Origin of the sequence: Pararhizobium sp. DWP1-1-3 (genome assembly GCF_049896125.1) — a bacterium.
Classification (GTDB): Bacteria; Pseudomonadota; Alphaproteobacteria; order Rhizobiales; family Rhizobiaceae; genus Pararhizobium.
In genome coordinates, this window is sequence record NZ_JAFCTR010000016.1 from 78,930 (window position 1) to 94,870 (window position 15,941).

Genomic DNA, 15,941 nt, shown 5'->3' on the forward strand with positions numbered 1-15,941 from the left:
CACGTCCACAAACTTTGACGTTTACGCGCACGTCAAAGTTTTGTAGCATGATGGAAATTACATGGAGCGCTGCTGGAGAAGCCGCCCCGTGACACGGCTACAGGTGAGGAACACGAGACATGCCCAGCTACAAGGCCCCGGTCGAAGACACGCTTTTCATTCTCAACGACGTTCTCGGTATCGAGCGCTACAACAACCTTCCCGGCTTTGCCGATGCGACACCCGACATGATCGAGGCGATCGTCGGCGAAGCGGCCAAGCTTGCCGAAGAAGTGCTGTTCCCGGTCAACCTGTCCGGCGACCAGGAAGGCTGCAAGCGCAACGACGATGCGACGGTCACCACACCGAAGGGCTTCAAGCAGGCGTTCGACCAGTACCGCGAGGGCGGCTGGCTCGGGCTCTCGGTCCCGGAAGAATTCGGCGGCCAGGGCCTGCCCTACACGCTTCACACCGCGATCGGCGAATACATGTCGTCTGCCAACATGGCGCTGACCATGTATCCCGGCCTCACCCAGGGCGCCATCGCAGCCATTCTCGTCCACGGCACCGATGCGCAGAAGGCAACCTATCTGCCGAAGATGGTCGCCGGCGACTGGACCGGCACGATGAACCTGACCGAGCCCCATTGCGGCACCGATCTCGGCCTGCTCCGTTCCAAGGCCGTGCCGCAGGGCGATGGCTCCTACAAGATTTCCGGCCAGAAGATCTTCATATCCGCCGGCGAGCACGACATGGCCGACAATATCATCCATCTGGTGATTGCCCGTATCGAGGGAGCGCCGGAAGGCGTGAAGGGCATTTCGCTGTTCATCGTGCCGAAATTCCATGTCGAGGCCGATGGCTCCGTTGGCGCCCGCAATACGGTTTCGTGCGGCGCCATCGAACACAAGATGGGCATCCACGGCAATTCGACTTGCGTCATGAACTATGACGATGCGGTCGGCTATCTCATCGGCACGGAGAACAAGGGCCTTAACGCCATGTTCGTGATGATGAACGAAGCCCGCCTCGGCGTCGGCCTGCAGGGCCTGTCGGTCAGCGAAGTCGCTTATCAGAACGCCGCCAATTATGCCCGCGACCGTATCCAGGGCCGCTCGCTCTCCGGCGTCAAATCACCGGACAAGAAGGCCGACCCGATCATCGTCCATCCCGACGTGCGCCGCACGTTGATGACCATCAAGGCCTTCAACGAAGCCGGCCGCGCCTTCACGCTCTGGACCGCACTGAAATCCGACATCGCCCATCGCGGCGACAATGATGCGGATCGCCAGGCAGCCGACGATATTCTCGGCTTGATGACGCCGATCCTCAAGGGCGTGCTCACCGACAAGGGCTTCGACCACGCCGTCATGGCCCAGCAGGTCTTCGGCGGCCACGGCTATATCGAAGAACACGGCATGAGCCAGTATGTCCGCGATGCCCGCATCGCGATGATCTACGAAGGCGCCAACGGCATCCAGGCGCTTGACCTCGTCGGCCGCAAGCTGGCGCTGAACGGCGGCCGGGCGATCACCGCGCTGTTCAAGGAGATCGGTGATTTCTGCGAGGAAAACCGGTCCGACGAGAAGCTGGCAGTCTACACCAAGGGCCTGAAGAAAGGCTTGAACGACCTGCAGGCGGCCACCATGTGGTTCATGGGCAACGCTATGGCAAAACCCGACAATGCCGGCGCCGGCTCGACCGACTACATGCACCTCTTCGGCCTCGTCGTGCTCGGCTATATGTGGGCGAAGATCGCCAAGACGGCAGAGGAAAAACTGGCCGAGGGTGCCGGCGATCGCGAGGCCTACCTGAAGAACAAGCTCATCACCGCCAAATTCTTCATGGAACGCATCATGCCGGAAACCGCGCTGCGCAAAGCCCGCATCGAAACCGGTGCCGACACGATGATGGCGCTCGATGCGGCGGCGTTTTGAGGTCTTGGACAAAACCCGAGGAAAGTTATACATTGATATAACTTTCCGATGGAGATGAAAATGGCTGTATCGACATTACGCAATGTGGGCGGATCGGTGATGATGACGGTTCCCAAGCCGGTCCTCGAAGAGCTCGGGCTTCAGGCCAATACAAAGCTGGACGTGACCGCGCAGGACGGCAAGATCGTCGCTGTTGCCCGGGCGCGGCCGAAGTACACACTGGAGGAGTTGATTGCCGAATGGACCCCTTGGCCTGAAAGAACGGCCGAAGAACAAGAATGGCTGGATATGCCGTCAGTTGGCAACGAGATCATAGACTGATGGACAGGGGCGATATCTGGTTTGTAGATCTGGAGCCGACACGCGGGCGAGAGCAGGCCAAAGCGCGTTATGCTTTGGTCCTCACACCGAGGCTTATCAACCAAAACGGCACCCAAATCGTCGCACCCATTACGAGTGGCGGCCAGTTCGCCCGAACGTCCGGATTTGCCGTTTCGCTGACAGGAGCAGGCACTGAGGCCACAGGTGTGATTCTTTGTCATCAGATTAGAGCCGTCGATATGAAAGCACGAGGCGGCCGGTTTTTTGAAAGGGCACCGGACTTCATTACGGATGAAGTTCTGGCCCGGGTTTCGGCACTGTTCGAATAGAGTTGACGAATAAAGAGCGCCTCGAGCGCTATAGGGAGATGAAACAATGACCGACGTCTTCATTTACGACCACGTGCGCACGCCGCGCGGCCGGGGCAAGAAGGATGGAGCGCTGCACGAAGTGCCGACGCCGCGTCTGGCCGCAAAAGTGCTGCAGGCGCTGCGCGACCGCAACGGGCTTGATACGTCGACCGTCGACGACATCATCATGGGCTGCGTCGATCCGGTGTTCGAGGCCGGTGCCGTGATCCCCAAGGCCGCCGCCTTCGAGGCCGGTTATTCCAACAAGGCGCCGGGCATGCAGATCTCGCGCTTCTGCGCCTCGGGCCTCGATGCCGTCAATTTTGCCGCCGGCAAGATCGCCGCCGGTGCCGATGACATCGTCATTGCCGGTGGCGTGGAATCGATGTCGCGCGTCGGCATGGGCATGTCCGGCGGTGCCTGGTACATGGACCCGTCGGTCAATTTCCCCGGCTATTTCATGCCGCAGGGCGTCTCGGCCGATCTCATCGCCACCAAATACGGCTTCTCCCGCGACGACGTCGATGCCTATGCCGTCGAGAGCCAGAAGCGCGCCGGTCATTCCTGGGACAACGGCTATTTCGACAAGTCGGTCATCCCGGTAAAAGACCAGAACGGCATCACCATCCTTGCCAAGGACGAGCATATGCGTCCGGCAACGACGATGCAGAACCTCGCGTCACTCAATCCGTCCTTCCAGATGCCCGGCGAGATGGGCGGCTTCGATGCCGTCGGCATCCAGGCGCATCCGGAAATCGAACGTATCAACTACGTCCACCACGCCGGCAATTCGTCCGGGATCGTCGATGGCTCGGCGGCCGTGCTGGTCGGTTCCAAGGCCGGCGGCGAGAGCATGGGACTGAAACCCCGCGCCCGTATCAAGCATTTCGCCAATATCGGCTCCGATCCGGCGCTGATGCTGACCGGCCCGGTCGATGTCACCGAAAAGCTGTTGAAGCGGGCCGGCATGACCATTGCCGATATCGACCTGTTCGAGCTCAACGAGGCCTTTGCCGCCGTCGTCTTGCGCTACATGCAGGCCTTCGACATCAGCCATGACAGGATCAACGTCAATGGCGGCGCCATCGCCATGGGCCACCCGCTCGGCGCCACCGGCGCGATGATCCTCGGCACCGTGCTCGACGAACTGGAACGCCGCGGCCTGCAGACCGCGCTGGTGACGCTCTGCATCGGCGCCGGCATGGGTACGGCGACGATCATCGAGCGGGTGTGAGGTCTTTCCCTCCTCCTTGTGGGGAGGGTGGTCCGAAGGGCCGGGAGGGGTTTTCGCCGCACGGCAGGAAGCCCCTCCCCCAACCCCTCCCCACAAGGGGGAGGGGCTCAACCCGGCCGGATCGCCCCAATTTCAGGCGGCGGCGGCATCGAGCGAAGCCAAGATTTCAAGGGAGAGGAATCCCATCATGACCACCTATACCAATTTCACCATCGAAACCGACGCCGACGGCATTGCGCTCGTCACCTGGAACATGCCCGACAAGTCGATGAACGTCTTCACCGTCGAGGTGATGAAGGAACTCGACGCCATCGTCGACCAGACCGTCGCCGATGAGGCCGTCAAGGGCGTCGTCTTCACCTCCGGCAAGTCGACCTTTTCCGGCGGCGCCGACCTGTCGATGATCAAGGGCATGTTCACCTTCCAGGCCGAGCAGAAGAAGCTCGATCCGGATAACGCGGCGCAAAAACTGTTCGAGCTGACCGGCCAGATGACCGGCCTGTTCCGCAAGCTCGAAACCTCCGGCAAACCGTGGGTGTCCGCCATCAACGGCACCTGCATGGGCGGCGCCTTCGAAATGTCGCTCGCCTGCCACGGCCGCGTCGCCGCAAATTCCAAGTCGGTGAAGCTTGCCCTTCCCGAGGTCAAGGTCGGCATCTTCCCGGGTGCCGGCGGCACGCAGCGCGTTCCGCGGCTGACCAATGCGCAGGACGCCCTGCAGATGATGACCACCGGTTCGTCGCTCACCCCGCAGCGCGCCAAGGCCATGGGCCTGATCCACGAGATCGCCGAGCCGGCCGAGCTGGTCAATGCCGCCAAGGCGATGATCAAGAACGGCCTCAAACCCGTCCAGCCCTGGGACGAAAAGGGCTACAAGGTTCCCGGCGGCGGCATCTGGACGCCGGCTGCGGCCCAGCTCTGGCCGGCAGCCTCCGCCATCCTGCGCCGCGAGACGTCCGGCAACTATCCGGGCGGCCTTGCCATCCTCAAATGCGTCTATGAAGGCCTGCAGGTTCCCTTCGATACCGGCCTGAAGATCGAGCAGCGCTATTTCACCGAGATCCTGCAGACCACCGAAGCCTTCTCGATGATCCGCTCGCTGTTCATCTCGATGCAGGAACTCGGCAAGGGCGCCCGCCGCCCGGCCGGCATTCCGAAGTCGGACCTCAAGCAGATCGGCGTTGTCGGTGCCGGCTTCATGGGCGCCTCGATCGCCTATGTCGCCGCTGCCGCCGGCATCGAGGTCACCCTGATCGACCGCGACATCGAAGCTGCTGAGAAGGGCAAGGCCCATTCGGAAGGGCTGGTCAAGGATTCCATCGGTAAGGGACGCCTGACGCAGGACGAGGCGACGGCGCTGCTTGCCCGCATCACCCCGTCGGCCGATTACAACGACCTGAAAAACGTCAAGCTCGTCGTCGAGGCCGTGTTCGAAGACCGCCAGGTCAAGAAGGACGTCATCGAAAAGGTCGAGGCGGTGCTCTCCGACGACGCCATCTTCGCCTCCAACACCTCGACCCTGCCGATCACCGGCCTTGCTGAGAATTCCAAGCGCCCGGCCCAGTTCATCGGCATCCATTTCTTCTCGCCGGTCGAAAAGATGATGCTGACGGAAGTCATCCTCGGCAAGGAAACCGGCGACGTGGCGCTCGCCACCGCGCTCGATTTCGTCGCTGCGATCAAGAAGACGCCGATCGTCGTCAACGACACGCGCGGCTTCTATGTCAACCGCTGCGTCTTCCGCTATATCCACGAAGCTTATGACATGCTCATCGAGGGCGTACCGGCGGCGATGATCGAGAACATCGCCAAGATGGCCGGCATGCCGGTCGGTCCGCTGTCGCTCAACGACGAAGTGGCGATCGACCTCTCCCAGAAGATCCTCAAGGCCTCGATCGCCGATCTCGGCGAAGGCTCCGTCGATCCGCGCCACATGACGCTGATCAACAAACTGGTCGACGATCTCGACCGCCGCGGCCGCAAGAACGGCAAGGGCTTTTACGACTATCCGGCCAAGCCGGCCAAGAAGTCGCTCTGGCCGGGCCTGAAGGACCTCTACCCGCAAAAGCCGGCCGAAAGCTTCGACGTCGAGACGATCAAGCAGCGCTTCCTCGTCACCATCGCGTTAGAGGCCGCCCGCACCATCGAAGAAGGCATCGTCACCGACCCGCGCGAAGCCGATGTCGGCTCGATCCTCGGCTTTGGCTTTGCCCCCTATACCGGCGGCACGCTGAGCTATATCGACGGCATGGGCGTCAAAACCTTCGTGGCACTCTGCGAAAAGCTGGCCGCTTCTTACGGCGACCATTTCCAGCCGACGCCGCTGCTGAAAGACATGGCCGCCAAGGGCGAAACGTTCTACGGCCGGTTCGACCCCTATGCGCCAGCCGCCAAGGCCGCCTGACAAAAGCCGCCTGATATCCGGCGACATCCAGAACCATCAGACAGGCCCTCCGGGGCCTGTCTCAGCAAATATCCTGCATCGTGAGGTGGAACGCGGCGACGGACCTGCACTCTGCATCTGGTGGCTGGCGACGCCGTCCTTATCTTGCAGGTATTTCCCTCCAGTTGCCCGTCGCTTCCTGCACGTTCCTCACACTCCGCTCTTTCGCTCGAGGCACCTCCCTCTCCCCCGTCATTCCTGTGCCTGTCACAGGAATCCAGTGCGCCGCGTCTGCGGCGCCAAAGACCTTTTCCTTGCCGCCATATGAAAGCCCCCTCACCGCGCGGACGCGCGGTGGCTGGATGCCTGTGACAGGCACAGGCATGACGGAGGGTGGGGAGGCTGCCGCGTGCAAACCACAGCCTTCGAAAGCGGTCCGCAGTCTCTCGAGGATGCCGCTAGTGGGCACCATCCCTCCAAACAACAGCTGCCCAACCCTCTTGCCACTTCGCCACCCATGCCGCACCTTTCCCGCCATGAAAGGCTACGTTTACATCCTTGCCTCAAAACGCAACGGCACGCTCTATACCGGCGTGACGAGCGATCTGCCGGGCCGGTTGTTCGAGCATCAGAACGAACTCACCAAGGGTTTTACCAGCCGCTACGGCGTCAAGACGCTGGTGTGGTTCGAGGAGTATGATCTGGTAACGACGGCGATCACCCGGGAAAATACCATCAAGAAATGGCCGCGCCAGTGGAAGCTCAACCTGATCGAGGCGATGAACCCCGACTGGGAGGATATCGCGTATTATCTGCATGGGTTGTGAGAGGACGGTGGTGCTTCCTGAATGCGCCGTCATCCCGTTGCTATTGCTTCCTGCACGTTCCTCACACTCGGCTCTGTCGGCCGAGGCACCTCCCTCTCCTCCGTCATTCCTGTGCCTGTCACAGGAATCCAGTGCGCCGTGTCTGCGGCGCGAAAGACTCCTCCTCTCCGCGGACATGAACGCCCCCTCACCGCGCGGACGCGCGGTGGCTGGATGCCTGTGACAGGCACAGGCATGACGGAGGGTGGGGAGGCTGTCGGGCGCAAGCCGCAGCCCCCGAAAGCGGCCCGCAGCCGCTCGATGATGCCGCCGCCAACCACCATCCCTCCAAACAACGACCACCCAACCCTCTTGCCAGCCCGCCGCCCATGCCGCACCTTTCCCGCCATGAAAGGCTACGTCTACATCCTTGCCTCGAAGCGCAACGGCACGCTCTATACCGGCGTGACGAGCGATCTGCCGGGCCGGTTGTTCGAGCATCAGAACGAACTCACCAAGGGTTTTACCAGCCGCTACGGCGTCAAGACGCTGGTGTGGTTCGAGGAATATGACCTGGTGACGACGGCGATCACCCGCGAAAAAACCATCAAGAAATGGCCGCGCCAGTGGAAGCTCAACCTGATCGAGGCGATGAACCCCAACTGGGAGGATATCGCGCATTATCTGCATGGGTTGTGAGAGGACGCTTTGGGGTTGGTGTGGACGGAGCATCGCTTCTCGCAGGTGCCTCATACTCGGCTCTGTCGGTCGAGGCACCTCCCTCTCCTCCGTCATTCCTGTGCCCGTCACAGGAATCCAGTGCGCCGCGTCTGCGGCGCGAAAGACTCGCTTCTCTTGAGGTGTTCCCTCACCGCGCCGACGCGCGGTGGCTGGATGCCTGTGACAAGCACAGGCATGACGGAGTTTTGGGGAGCCACCGACGCCAGCCAACTGACCGCGGGGCGCTCCTCATCGCAAATGTCTAGGACGCCACGAGCCCCCTAGCCATACCCCGCACACGCGATACAATCGCCACACCCCAACCCGGACCACCCCATGGACGCCCTCACCCCCCACGCCTTCACCACCCCAGCCGAATGGGACATCTGGCTTGCCACCCACCACGCCCAGTCCCCCGGCATCTGGCTGCTGATTGCCAAGAAAAACGCCAAAAAGCCGCTGATCACCATTGGCGAGGCGCTGGATGTTGCGCTTTGCTACGGCTGGATCGACAGTCAGCGGAAGGGGTTTGACGAAAAGTCCTATCTGCAGCGCTATTCGCCGCGGCGGGGCAAAAGTCCGTGGTCGCGGTTGAATGTCGATCGGGTGGCGGCGTTGAGCGAGGCCGGGCGGATGCAGGCGGCGGGTCTTGCGCAGGTAGCGGCGGCGAAGGCAGATGGAAGCTGGGCGGTGGCCTATGAGCCGCAGCGCAATGCCGGGCTGCCGGAGGAGCTGGCGGCGGCGCTGAGCGGCAATGCGACAGCTGCCGCCGCGTTTGCAGCGCTCGACAAAACCGGCCAATACGCGCTGATCCTGCCGCTCCTGAAAGCCACCACGCCAAAAATCCGTCTGGCCCGCGTCGAGAAAGCCATGGCCCGGCTCAGCGGGGACGAATAAAGCCTCCCCTTGCCGCCAAATGCCGTTGCGCCCGGCTTTTCGGATAAAAAATCATCCCCGTTCATCCCCGGTCTGAAAAATGCGGCCATACTTCTTCCCGTCTCCGCCGCCGGAGTGTTTCGCGAGACGGTCGCGGGCAGGTGGAGGCCGGCGCCCTGGTTTGACCCGTAACGTGCGGCAATGGCCAGGGAGGTGACAGCCATGGTGGTCCTGCCTTTAGGCAGCGCCGCCTATCAAGCCTCCCCCGGGCCGCCAGGTCCGGTTCGGTTGAGCCGTGCAAGTGGCCGGGCATCCCGAAAGGATGCCGTGAAGAAAGCCATACAGCGAGGCAAGGCAATCACCTGTAGGGGCCGGACACCCCGAACGAACGCCGAAGGCCACGCGAGTGCGGAGCCACGCACTAAAACTCAAAATGAGGTTCCGCACTCGTGTGGGCTCTCCACGAATTTCAACACGGGCAGAACTGCCGCGTGACCGCAGAAACATGCGCAAAGGAAAGGCGAGATGAAGATCAGAACGCAGGAGGAGCAGCAGTGCGACGAGGCGGAACGCGATGCCAAGCCCTATATCCCCGGCTTCACCTGGGGTGAATTTCACCGGTTGACGGAGCGCCAGCAGGAGCAGGAGTGCCAGAAAATACTACAGGTCAGCGCCAGTTCGCTTGGCTATTGGAAGACCTGCAGCCTCTCGCCCTGCCGCCGCGCAAAGGCCTGCCGGGGCTTGCTTTCGGAGGCGCAGGCAACGTCCGGCCGCTATCACCGGTGCTTTCCGCCCTGCATCCGCGAGGAGCCGCGGCGTCAGTCGGCAACCTTGAGGGAAATGTTCAGACTTGCCGGCTTACCGGATGACGCCGAGTGCATATGAAAACCGCCGGCAGTGCCGGCGGTCGAAGGTCGAAGTGGTAGTGCAGCGCTTAGGCCGCCGCGCCCTGGATGGCCGAGACCTGCCAGTCGCCGCCGCGCTTGCGCAGGAACGTCCAGAGTTCGACGGTCTCCACCAGGTTGTCCGGATCGCCCTCGACGACGCGGCCGGTGGCGCGGTCGCGGGTGACGTCGATGCTCTCGTAGCGCATGGCGACGGTGGCGTAATCATCGCCGCCCTCGTTCCAGGCTTCGGCGACATCGCCCTGCACCAGGTGCACGTCGCGGACCTCGTTCTTCAGGCCCTTGGTGGCATTGTCGCTCAGCTCTTCGGCCAGCCACGACATCGCTTCCGGCGTCGTCAGCTTGCGCAGCGTGGCGTAGTCCTCGGCGGCGTAGGCAGCCTGAACCTGTTTCAGCATCGCCTCGAACTGGCCGAGATCCTCTCCGCCGACACCGATCTCGTCGGTCGTATCATCGGCGACGCGCGGCTGTGCCGGGCGGGCAGCGGCGGTTGCGCCCCTACCGGGAGCACCTCCACCAAGCGCGCCGCCGCCGATGGACGGGATCTTGAAAGACGGCATGCCCGAACCGGAGCCCGAGTTCTGACCTTGTGTGCCAAAACCCTGCATCGGCGAGCTACCCGCTCCACGCGGTGCGTAGCCGGCCGGTGCCGCCGTCTGGCGATTGCGGAAGAAGCGCAAGGCGAGCATCACGGCGCCGCCGATCAGCGCGATCTGCAAGAGCATGCCGAGCATGCCGGCCATGCCGCCAAAGCCGTTGCCCATCATCATGCCGATCAGGCCGCCAAGGGCCAGACCGCCGAGCATCGAGCCTGCGAAGCCGCCGAAGAAGCCGCCCGGACGCTGGGCGCCGGGACGGGCCGCCTGGCCCATGTTCTGCTGGCCGGCAGCGCCGGGCGTCGTCGCCTGGTTCTGCGGGGTCATCGTCCGGTTGATCGGCGTCGCATCCGCCGGCGCCGTGCGGGTCACCGGCGGTGCGGAGAATGTACGGGTGCCGCGGCTGCCGAAGCTGCTGCCGCCGCGCCGGGCCTCAGCCAGATCGACCACCGTCAGCATCACCATGGAAGCAACCGCAAAGGTCGCAAGAACGCGTCCAACTCTCAACATGAAACCCAATCCTATCGTTCACTCCCGGCCCGCAAGCGCGCGCCTCTTGCATCCCATATGGGGGCATCGAGCGGCGAATTGAAGGGTTTTACGCCGCAGTTCACGGTAAAGCGGCCATCGAATGCGGGTGACACTGCAGAAAAACACCTCGGAAATTATCCCCGCGGGTTGAATCCGGATAATAATGCCCAAAGAAAAAGGCGGCACACACGCCGCCTTTCCCCGTCCCGGCTTGGCAGATCCGCCTTAGCCGATAAACGTGTCGTAGAGCAGCTTGAGATTGAGCACGACGATGATCGAGGCGACGATCCAGGCGAGGGCCGCGACATATTTCGGGATGACGAACGTGCCCATCTTCTTTTTGTCGGAGACGAAGCGCACCAGCGGAATGACCGCGAAGGGCAACTGCATCGACAGGATGACCTGGCTGAACACCAAGAGTTCGGCGGTCCCCTTCTCGCCGTAGATCCAGGTGACGACGACGACCGGAACGATGGCGATGCCGCGGGTGATGAGGCGCCGGGCCCATTGCGGAATGCGCAGCCGCAAGAAGCCTTCCATGACGATCTGGCCGGCCAGCGTCGCCGTCACCGTCGAGTTGAGGCCCGAGGCGAGCAGCGCCACGGCAAACAGCGTCGAGGCGATGCCGAGACCAAGCAGCGGCGACAGCAGTTCGTACGCCTGGCCGATCTCGGCCACGTCGGTGCGGCCATTGGCGTGGAAGACGGACGCGGCAATGATCAGGATGGAGGCGTTGATGAACAGCGCCAGCATCAGCGCAATCGTGCTGTCGGTGGTCGCCCACTTGATCGCATCGCGCTTGCCCTCGTCGGTGCGCTTGTAATTGCGGGTCTGGACGATCGAGGAATGCAGATAGAGATTATGCGGCATGACGGTGGCGCCGATGATGCCGATGGCGATGTAGAGCATGGCCGGGTTGGTGACCACCTCGGTCGAGGGCAGGAAGCCGTGCAGGACTGCGGCGATCGGCGGGGCGGCGGCAGCGATCTGGACGATGAAGCAGCCGGCGATGACGATCAAAAGCGCGATGACGAACGCCTCGAGATAGCGGAAGCCCTTGTTCATCAAAAGCAAAAGCAGGAAGGCATCGGCCGCGGTGATCAGCGCGCCGCCGATCAGCGGAATACCGAACAGAAGCTGCAGGGCAATCGCCGTGCCGATCACTTCGGCAAGGTCGCAGGCGATGATCGCCGCTTCGCAGGCAAGCCAGAGCATGAAGTTGACGGGTCTGGAATAGGTGTCGCGGCAGGCCTGGGCAAGATCGCGGCCGGTGGCGATGCCGAGACGGGCGGCCAGCGCCTGCAGGAGGATCGCCATCAGGTTGGACAGCAGGATGACCGTCAGCAGCGTGTAGCCGAACTGCGAACCGCCGGCGATATCGGTCGCCCAGTTGCCCGGGTCCATGTAGCCGACCGACACCATGTAACCCGGCCCCATGAAGGCGAGCATCCGGCGGAACCAGACGCCACCGGAGGGCACGGCGATGCTGGCATTGACTTCGGGGAGGCTTGGCCGCGCGTCCTCCTTGGGGCTGGAAAAGGTCCAGCTTTTTTGCGGTGGAAGGGCGGCTTCGGAATTGGACATGCACGGTCTCCGGATGCGGAATGGTCTGTTGTCCGAAAGCTATGCCAAGGCAAAACATTATGCAATAGGCTATATTTCATCGATCATGCTTTTTTCAGCAAACAGAGAGGCACATGCGAGGGAGTGTGGAGGACGGGATAAATCATTATGAAAAATCCAAGCCCGTGTTATGAAACTTAAAAAAACGATCTTGAAGAAACGTGAGAGGATACCGCACCCTTGCCGCGCCGCCCCGTTCCCCGCACGGACCCGCTCCCAGACGCGGACATTCATTCCGAGGGCTTCCGGCAGACCCGCGAAGCACGGCGAGGCGCGCTGATCGAGGATTATGTCGAGCTGATCGCCGACCTGATCGAGGATGGAAACGAGGCCCGGCAGGTGGATATCGCCGCCCGCCTCGGCGTGGCGCAGCCGACGGTTGCCAAGATGCTTGCACGGCTTGCCGCCGAAGGGCTGGTGTCGCGAAAGCCCTATCGCGGCGTGTTCCTGACCGAGGCCGGCCAGAAGATGGCGCTCGAAAGCCGGGCACGCCACCAGACGGTCGAAGCCTTCCTGCGTTGCCTTGGCGTCAGCCCGGAAACGGCGCGCATCGATGCCGAAGGCATCGAGCATCATGTCAGCGTCGAGACGCTGGAAGCCTTCCGCCGGTTCATCGACAAGAAAGCCTAGCCGGCCCGCAACCGCCGTCCGAAACGTTCGCCCAGAATGATGATCAGGCCGGCGGAAAAGATCAGGGCTGCGCCGGCAAAAACCTGGGTTGCGGGAACATCGCCCCAGATCAAAAATCCAAGTCCGAAGGCCCAGATCAGCGACGAATATTCGAACGGCGCCAGCACGGAGACCGGCGCCCGGCGCATGCCTTCAAACAGCGCATATTGCGCGATGCCGGCGATCAGCCCCGTGCCGATCATCAGCGCGAGGTCCAGAAGGCTTGGCGTCACCCAGGTGACGACAACGGCGATGCCGGTGAACAGGATGAAGAAGCCGCTCGACAGCGTCATCTGCACCAGCGTCACCTCCTGCATCGCGGTCTTGCGCAAAAGCACCGTCGAAAACGCCCAGAACACCGCCGCCTGGAGAGCGAGCCAGACGGGCAAGGACAGTTTCATGCCGGAGCCGAACGGATCGGTCGCCACCAATACCCCGGCGAAACCGACGATGACCGCGATCCAGCGAAGCGGCGGCACATCTTCTTTCAGGATCGGCACGGCGAGAATGGTGATCAGGATCGGCGCCGCATAATAGATCGTCGTCAGCTCCGCCAGGCCCAGATCGCGCGCGGCCGTATAGTAGGACAGCCAGGCGGCCAGCAGAAGCAGGTTGCGCAGGATCATCGGCTTGAGAACCGGCGAGCGCAACGAGCGGGCAAGCAGCGGGCCACGGCCGATGGCGGCGCAGATCGCAAAAATCGTCACGCTGCGCACGAACAGGATCTGCCAGACCGGCAGCGCCACCACCAGCCATTTGACCGAGGCATCCTGCAGCGTGAACAGGAAATAGGAAAAGATCGTCAGCACAATGCCAGAAAGGACGGAGGTATTCACGCAGGGCTCCCGATGGCGCGGCACTTGTCGCGCGCAGCCTGTGATATCGTGCGGCACGCCGGGGCGGAAGGGGGAGAACAGGCCGGCATGTGGCGAAAAATGGGGGAGCCGCCGGGAATTCTGCCGGACGCTCCGCCGTCAGACGTGCGCGTCAGCCCACCCGGTTCTCCGGCCTCAGAGACCAAGAAACGACAGCATGACGAAAGTGGCGAACAGCACGAAATGGGTCATGCCCTCGATGGCATTGGTTTCGCCGTCATTGAGGTTGATGGCAGCGACGATCAGGGTGATCGTCACCATCACCGTCTGCACCGGCGTCATCGCCATGATGAAAGGCTGGCCAGTATAAAGCGCGATCGCCTCCATCACCGGCACCGTCAGGATGACAGTCGAAAGCGAGGCGCCGAGCGCAATGTTGACGACGGCCTGCATCCGGTTGGCAAGGGCCGCGCGCATTGCCGTCATGATCTCCGGCGAGGCCGAAATGGCCGCCACGACGATCGCGGCCAGAATCGGCGGGGCGCCGCTGCCCTTGAGACCGGCGGTCAAAAGGCCCGACATGATTTCCGCCAGCGCGCCGATGATGATGATGCCGATGATCAGGATGGTTATGGACGCAGCCACCGGTTCATCCTCGGACGTGTGGTTTTCCACGCCTTCACGCTTTGAATGTTCGCGCTTGGGATAGCTGTAGCTGAAGAAATAGCTGTGCACGCCAACCTGCATCTTCAGGAAGACCGCATAGAGCGTCACCATCGCAACGATGGTGAAAGCGGAATAGAAGTGCCATTTGGCCTGCGGAACGAATTCCGGCACGATCATCGAAATGCCCATCGCCGTCAGGATCATGACGCTGTAAGTGCGGCTGGAATCGTCGTTATAGGATTGCTCGCCGTGTTTCAGGCCGCCCAACAGGGCTGCGAGCCCGAGAATGCCGTTGATGTCGAGCATGACGGCAGAATAGATCGTGTCGCGCACCAGGGTCGGCGATATCTCTTCGCCGCTCATCATGATCGCCAGGATGATCACCTCGACCAGCACCGCCGACAGCGTCAGGATCATCGTGCCATAGGGATCGCCGACCTTGGCGGCCAGCACTTCGGCATGATGGGCGACGCGCAGTGACGCGAGCACGATGGCAAAGACCAGCACGGCGGCACCGGCAAGGGCTGCCATCTGCCCCGCCTGAAGCAGCGCATGCTCGAACAGAAAGCCGGCGGCGGCAAAAACAAGCGCTACGCCCAAGAGGATTTCGGACTTCAAAAGGATCAACAAGTGCGGCGCCTCGCAACCAGCGGAATAAGGTGCAGCGAAGTATAGGCGGCACGCGGCGTATTTCAATCGGAGCGGGCGCGTTTGCGCAGGCAAGAGACAGGATTATTTTCCTTGCACACTTTACTCCCCGCCGCATTTTGGCTAATCTGCACGGACAAATATTCACGACAGCAAGAAGCCAGAACACAGGAAAGCGTCACGCTTCACCGCTTGCAGGATGCGCAACGATGTTTTCACACGACAGGATCTGGAGTGCCATCGATGCGCTCGCTGAGCGGCATCAGCTATCCCCTTCGGGCCTCGCCCGGCGGGCCGGACTCGATCCGACCTCTTTCAACAAGTCCAAGCGTCATTCCGCCGATGGCCGCGAGCGCTGGCCGTCGACGGAATCGATCGCCAAGGTTCTCGGCGCGACCGGTTCGACCATCAACCAGTTCATGGACTTCCTGCGGCCGGAACCTGCTTCCGGAGCGTTGCCGGAGGGTGCTTTTCCGCCGCAGACCGGCTCCATCCCCTTGCTCGGTTTTGCCCAGGCAGGCGCGGGTGGCTTCTTCGACGATGGCGGCTTTCCGGCAGGCCAGGGCTGGGATGTCGTCGAGTTTCCAGCCGCTCCCGGTACCAAGGTCGGCGTCTATGCGCTGGAAATCCAGGGCGACAGCATGCTGCCGCTCTATCGCGACGGCGATGTGCTGATCGTCGAACCCGGCGCGCAGATCCGCCGCGGCGACCGGGTGGTGGTCAAGACCGCCGAAGGCGAGGTGATGGCCAAGGTTTTGGTGCGCCAAACCCCGCGCAGCATCGAGTTGCTGTCACTGAACCCCGAACACCCCAACCGCACATTCGAACTCAGCGACGTCGAATGGATCGCCCGTATCATCTGGGCCAGCCAATAGGACGGTT

Annotated in this window: 15 protein-coding genes; 11 read left to right on the forward strand and 4 right to left on the reverse strand. The window is 62.3% G+C overall.

The genetic code is table 11. The features are described from left to right. The first annotated feature begins 119 nt into the window (after positions 1 to 119). From ACP7BS_RS24855 to ACP7BS_RS24895, 9 genes are all read left to right on the forward strand, one after another. Positions 120 to 1,916 (forward strand): acyl-CoA dehydrogenase C-terminal domain-containing protein, encoded by a 1,797-nt coding sequence (locus tag ACP7BS_RS24855; protein ID WP_426240238.1) that lies wholly within the window; start codon positions 120 to 122, stop codon positions 1,914 to 1,916. Between the two features lie 60 nt (positions 1,917 to 1,976). Beyond that, a complete protein-coding gene (locus tag ACP7BS_RS24860; protein ID WP_426229254.1) occupies positions 1,977 to 2,237 on the forward strand; it encodes an AbrB/MazE/SpoVT family DNA-binding domain-containing protein in 261 nt (86 codons plus the stop codon). Beyond that, positions 2,237 to 2,566 carry a type II toxin-antitoxin system PemK/MazF family toxin gene (locus ACP7BS_RS24865; RefSeq protein ID WP_426229255.1) on the forward strand — a complete coding sequence of 110 codons (330 nt, stop codon included), beginning with the start codon at positions 2,237 to 2,239 and terminating at the stop codon, positions 2,564 to 2,566. Before ACP7BS_RS24860 ends, ACP7BS_RS24865 begins: the two co-directional genes overlap by 1 nt. A 46-nt stretch (positions 2,567 to 2,612) precedes the next feature. Beyond that, positions 2,613 to 3,821 (forward strand): acetyl-CoA C-acetyltransferase, encoded by a 1,209-nt coding sequence (locus ACP7BS_RS24870; RefSeq protein WP_426229256.1) that lies wholly within the window; start codon positions 2,613 to 2,615, stop codon positions 3,819 to 3,821. Between the two features lie 187 nt (positions 3,822 to 4,008). After that, positions 4,009 to 6,225 carry an FAD-dependent oxidoreductase gene (locus tag ACP7BS_RS24875; protein ID WP_426240239.1) on the forward strand — a complete coding sequence of 739 codons (2,217 nt, stop codon included), beginning with the start codon at positions 4,009 to 4,011 and terminating at the stop codon, positions 6,223 to 6,225. Between the two features lie 515 nt (positions 6,226 to 6,740). After that, complete coding sequence (locus ACP7BS_RS24880; RefSeq protein WP_426240240.1) at positions 6,741 to 7,031, forward strand: GIY-YIG nuclease family protein; 291 nt, start codon at positions 6,741 to 6,743, stop codon at positions 7,029 to 7,031. A gap of 387 nt (positions 7,032 to 7,418) precedes the next feature. Further along, positions 7,419 to 7,709 (forward strand): GIY-YIG nuclease family protein, encoded by a 291-nt coding sequence (locus ACP7BS_RS24885; protein ID WP_426240271.1) that lies wholly within the window; start codon positions 7,419 to 7,421, stop codon positions 7,707 to 7,709. A gap of 357 nt (positions 7,710 to 8,066) precedes the next feature. Beyond that, positions 8,067 to 8,627: a YdeI/OmpD-associated family protein gene (locus ACP7BS_RS24890; RefSeq protein ID WP_426240241.1), complete on the forward strand. Its 561-nt coding sequence runs from the start codon at positions 8,067 to 8,069 to the stop codon at positions 8,625 to 8,627. A 504-nt stretch (positions 8,628 to 9,131) separates the two neighbouring features. Continuing rightward, on the forward strand, positions 9,132 to 9,491 hold the full coding sequence (locus tag ACP7BS_RS24895; protein WP_426240242.1) for a hypothetical protein: 360 nt from the start codon (positions 9,132 to 9,134) through the stop codon (positions 9,489 to 9,491). Between the two features lie 49 nt (positions 9,492 to 9,540). Here ACP7BS_RS24895 and ACP7BS_RS24900 read toward each other — a convergent pair whose 3' ends face one another. Further along, positions 9,541 to 10,617, reverse strand: coding sequence for a Tim44 domain-containing protein (locus tag ACP7BS_RS24900; RefSeq protein ID WP_426240243.1), 1,077 nt, complete (start codon positions 10,615 to 10,617; stop codon positions 9,541 to 9,543). Between the two features lie 246 nt (positions 10,618 to 10,863). Continuing rightward, positions 10,864 to 12,222: an Nramp family divalent metal transporter gene (locus ACP7BS_RS24905; RefSeq protein WP_426240244.1), complete on the reverse strand. Its 1,359-nt coding sequence runs from the start codon at positions 12,220 to 12,222 to the stop codon at positions 10,864 to 10,866. A 219-nt stretch (positions 12,223 to 12,441) separates the two neighbouring features. Here ACP7BS_RS24905 and mntR point away from each other — a divergent pair, with 219 nt between their 5' ends. Next, on the forward strand, positions 12,442 to 12,891 hold the full coding sequence (mntR, locus tag ACP7BS_RS24910; RefSeq protein ID WP_426240245.1) for a manganese-binding transcriptional regulator MntR: 450 nt from the start codon (positions 12,442 to 12,444) through the stop codon (positions 12,889 to 12,891). Here the strand turns inward: mntR and ACP7BS_RS24915 are convergent. Both ACP7BS_RS24915 and ACP7BS_RS24920 read right to left on the reverse strand, forming a co-directional pair. After that, positions 12,888 to 13,766, reverse strand: coding sequence for a DMT family transporter (locus ACP7BS_RS24915; protein ID WP_426240246.1), 879 nt, complete (start codon positions 13,764 to 13,766; stop codon positions 12,888 to 12,890). The two genes, mntR and ACP7BS_RS24915, sit on opposite strands and share 4 nt — an antisense overlap. Before the next feature lie 174 nt (positions 13,767 to 13,940). Beyond that, a complete protein-coding gene (locus tag ACP7BS_RS24920; RefSeq protein WP_426229265.1) occupies positions 13,941 to 15,041 on the reverse strand; it encodes a calcium:proton antiporter in 1,101 nt (366 codons plus the stop codon). A 227-nt stretch (positions 15,042 to 15,268) separates the two neighbouring features. Here ACP7BS_RS24920 and ACP7BS_RS24925 point away from each other — a divergent pair, with 227 nt between their 5' ends. After that, a complete protein-coding gene (locus ACP7BS_RS24925; RefSeq protein WP_426229266.1) occupies positions 15,269 to 15,934 on the forward strand; it encodes a S24 family peptidase in 666 nt (221 codons plus the stop codon). Positions 15,935 to 15,941: the final 7 nt, after the last annotated feature.

What these genes read in the sequence shown, in the direction of transcription:
- ACP7BS_RS24855 (WP_426240238.1), top strand. Translation starts at nt 120, where the DNA reads ATGCCCAGCTACAAGGCCCCGGTCGAAGACACGCTTTTCATTCTCAAC.
- ACP7BS_RS24860 (WP_426229254.1), top strand. Translation starts at nt 1,977, where the DNA reads ATGGCTGTATCGACATTACGCAATGTGGGCGGATCGGTGATGATGACG.
- ACP7BS_RS24865 (WP_426229255.1), top strand. Translation starts at nt 2,237, where the DNA reads ATGGACAGGGGCGATATCTGGTTTGTAGATCTGGAGCCGACACGCGGG.
- ACP7BS_RS24870 (WP_426229256.1), top strand. Translation starts at nt 2,613, where the DNA reads ATGACCGACGTCTTCATTTACGACCACGTGCGCACGCCGCGCGGCCGG.
- ACP7BS_RS24875 (WP_426240239.1), top strand. Translation starts at nt 4,009, where the DNA reads ATGACCACCTATACCAATTTCACCATCGAAACCGACGCCGACGGCATT.
- ACP7BS_RS24880 (WP_426240240.1), top strand. Translation starts at nt 6,741, where the DNA reads ATGAAAGGCTACGTTTACATCCTTGCCTCAAAACGCAACGGCACGCTC.
- ACP7BS_RS24885 (WP_426240271.1), top strand. Translation starts at nt 7,419, where the DNA reads ATGAAAGGCTACGTCTACATCCTTGCCTCGAAGCGCAACGGCACGCTC.
- ACP7BS_RS24890 (WP_426240241.1), top strand. Translation starts at nt 8,067, where the DNA reads ATGGACGCCCTCACCCCCCACGCCTTCACCACCCCAGCCGAATGGGAC.
- ACP7BS_RS24895 (WP_426240242.1), top strand. Translation starts at nt 9,132, where the DNA reads ATGAAGATCAGAACGCAGGAGGAGCAGCAGTGCGACGAGGCGGAACGC.
- ACP7BS_RS24900 (WP_426240243.1), bottom strand. Translation starts at nt 10,617, where the DNA reads ATGTTGAGAGTTGGACGCGTTCTTGCGACCTTTGCGGTTGCTTCCATG.
- ACP7BS_RS24905 (WP_426240244.1), bottom strand. Translation starts at nt 12,222, where the DNA reads ATGTCCAATTCCGAAGCCGCCCTTCCACCGCAAAAAAGCTGGACCTTT.
- ACP7BS_RS24925 (WP_426229266.1), top strand. Translation starts at nt 15,269, where the DNA reads ATGTTTTCACACGACAGGATCTGGAGTGCCATCGATGCGCTCGCTGAG.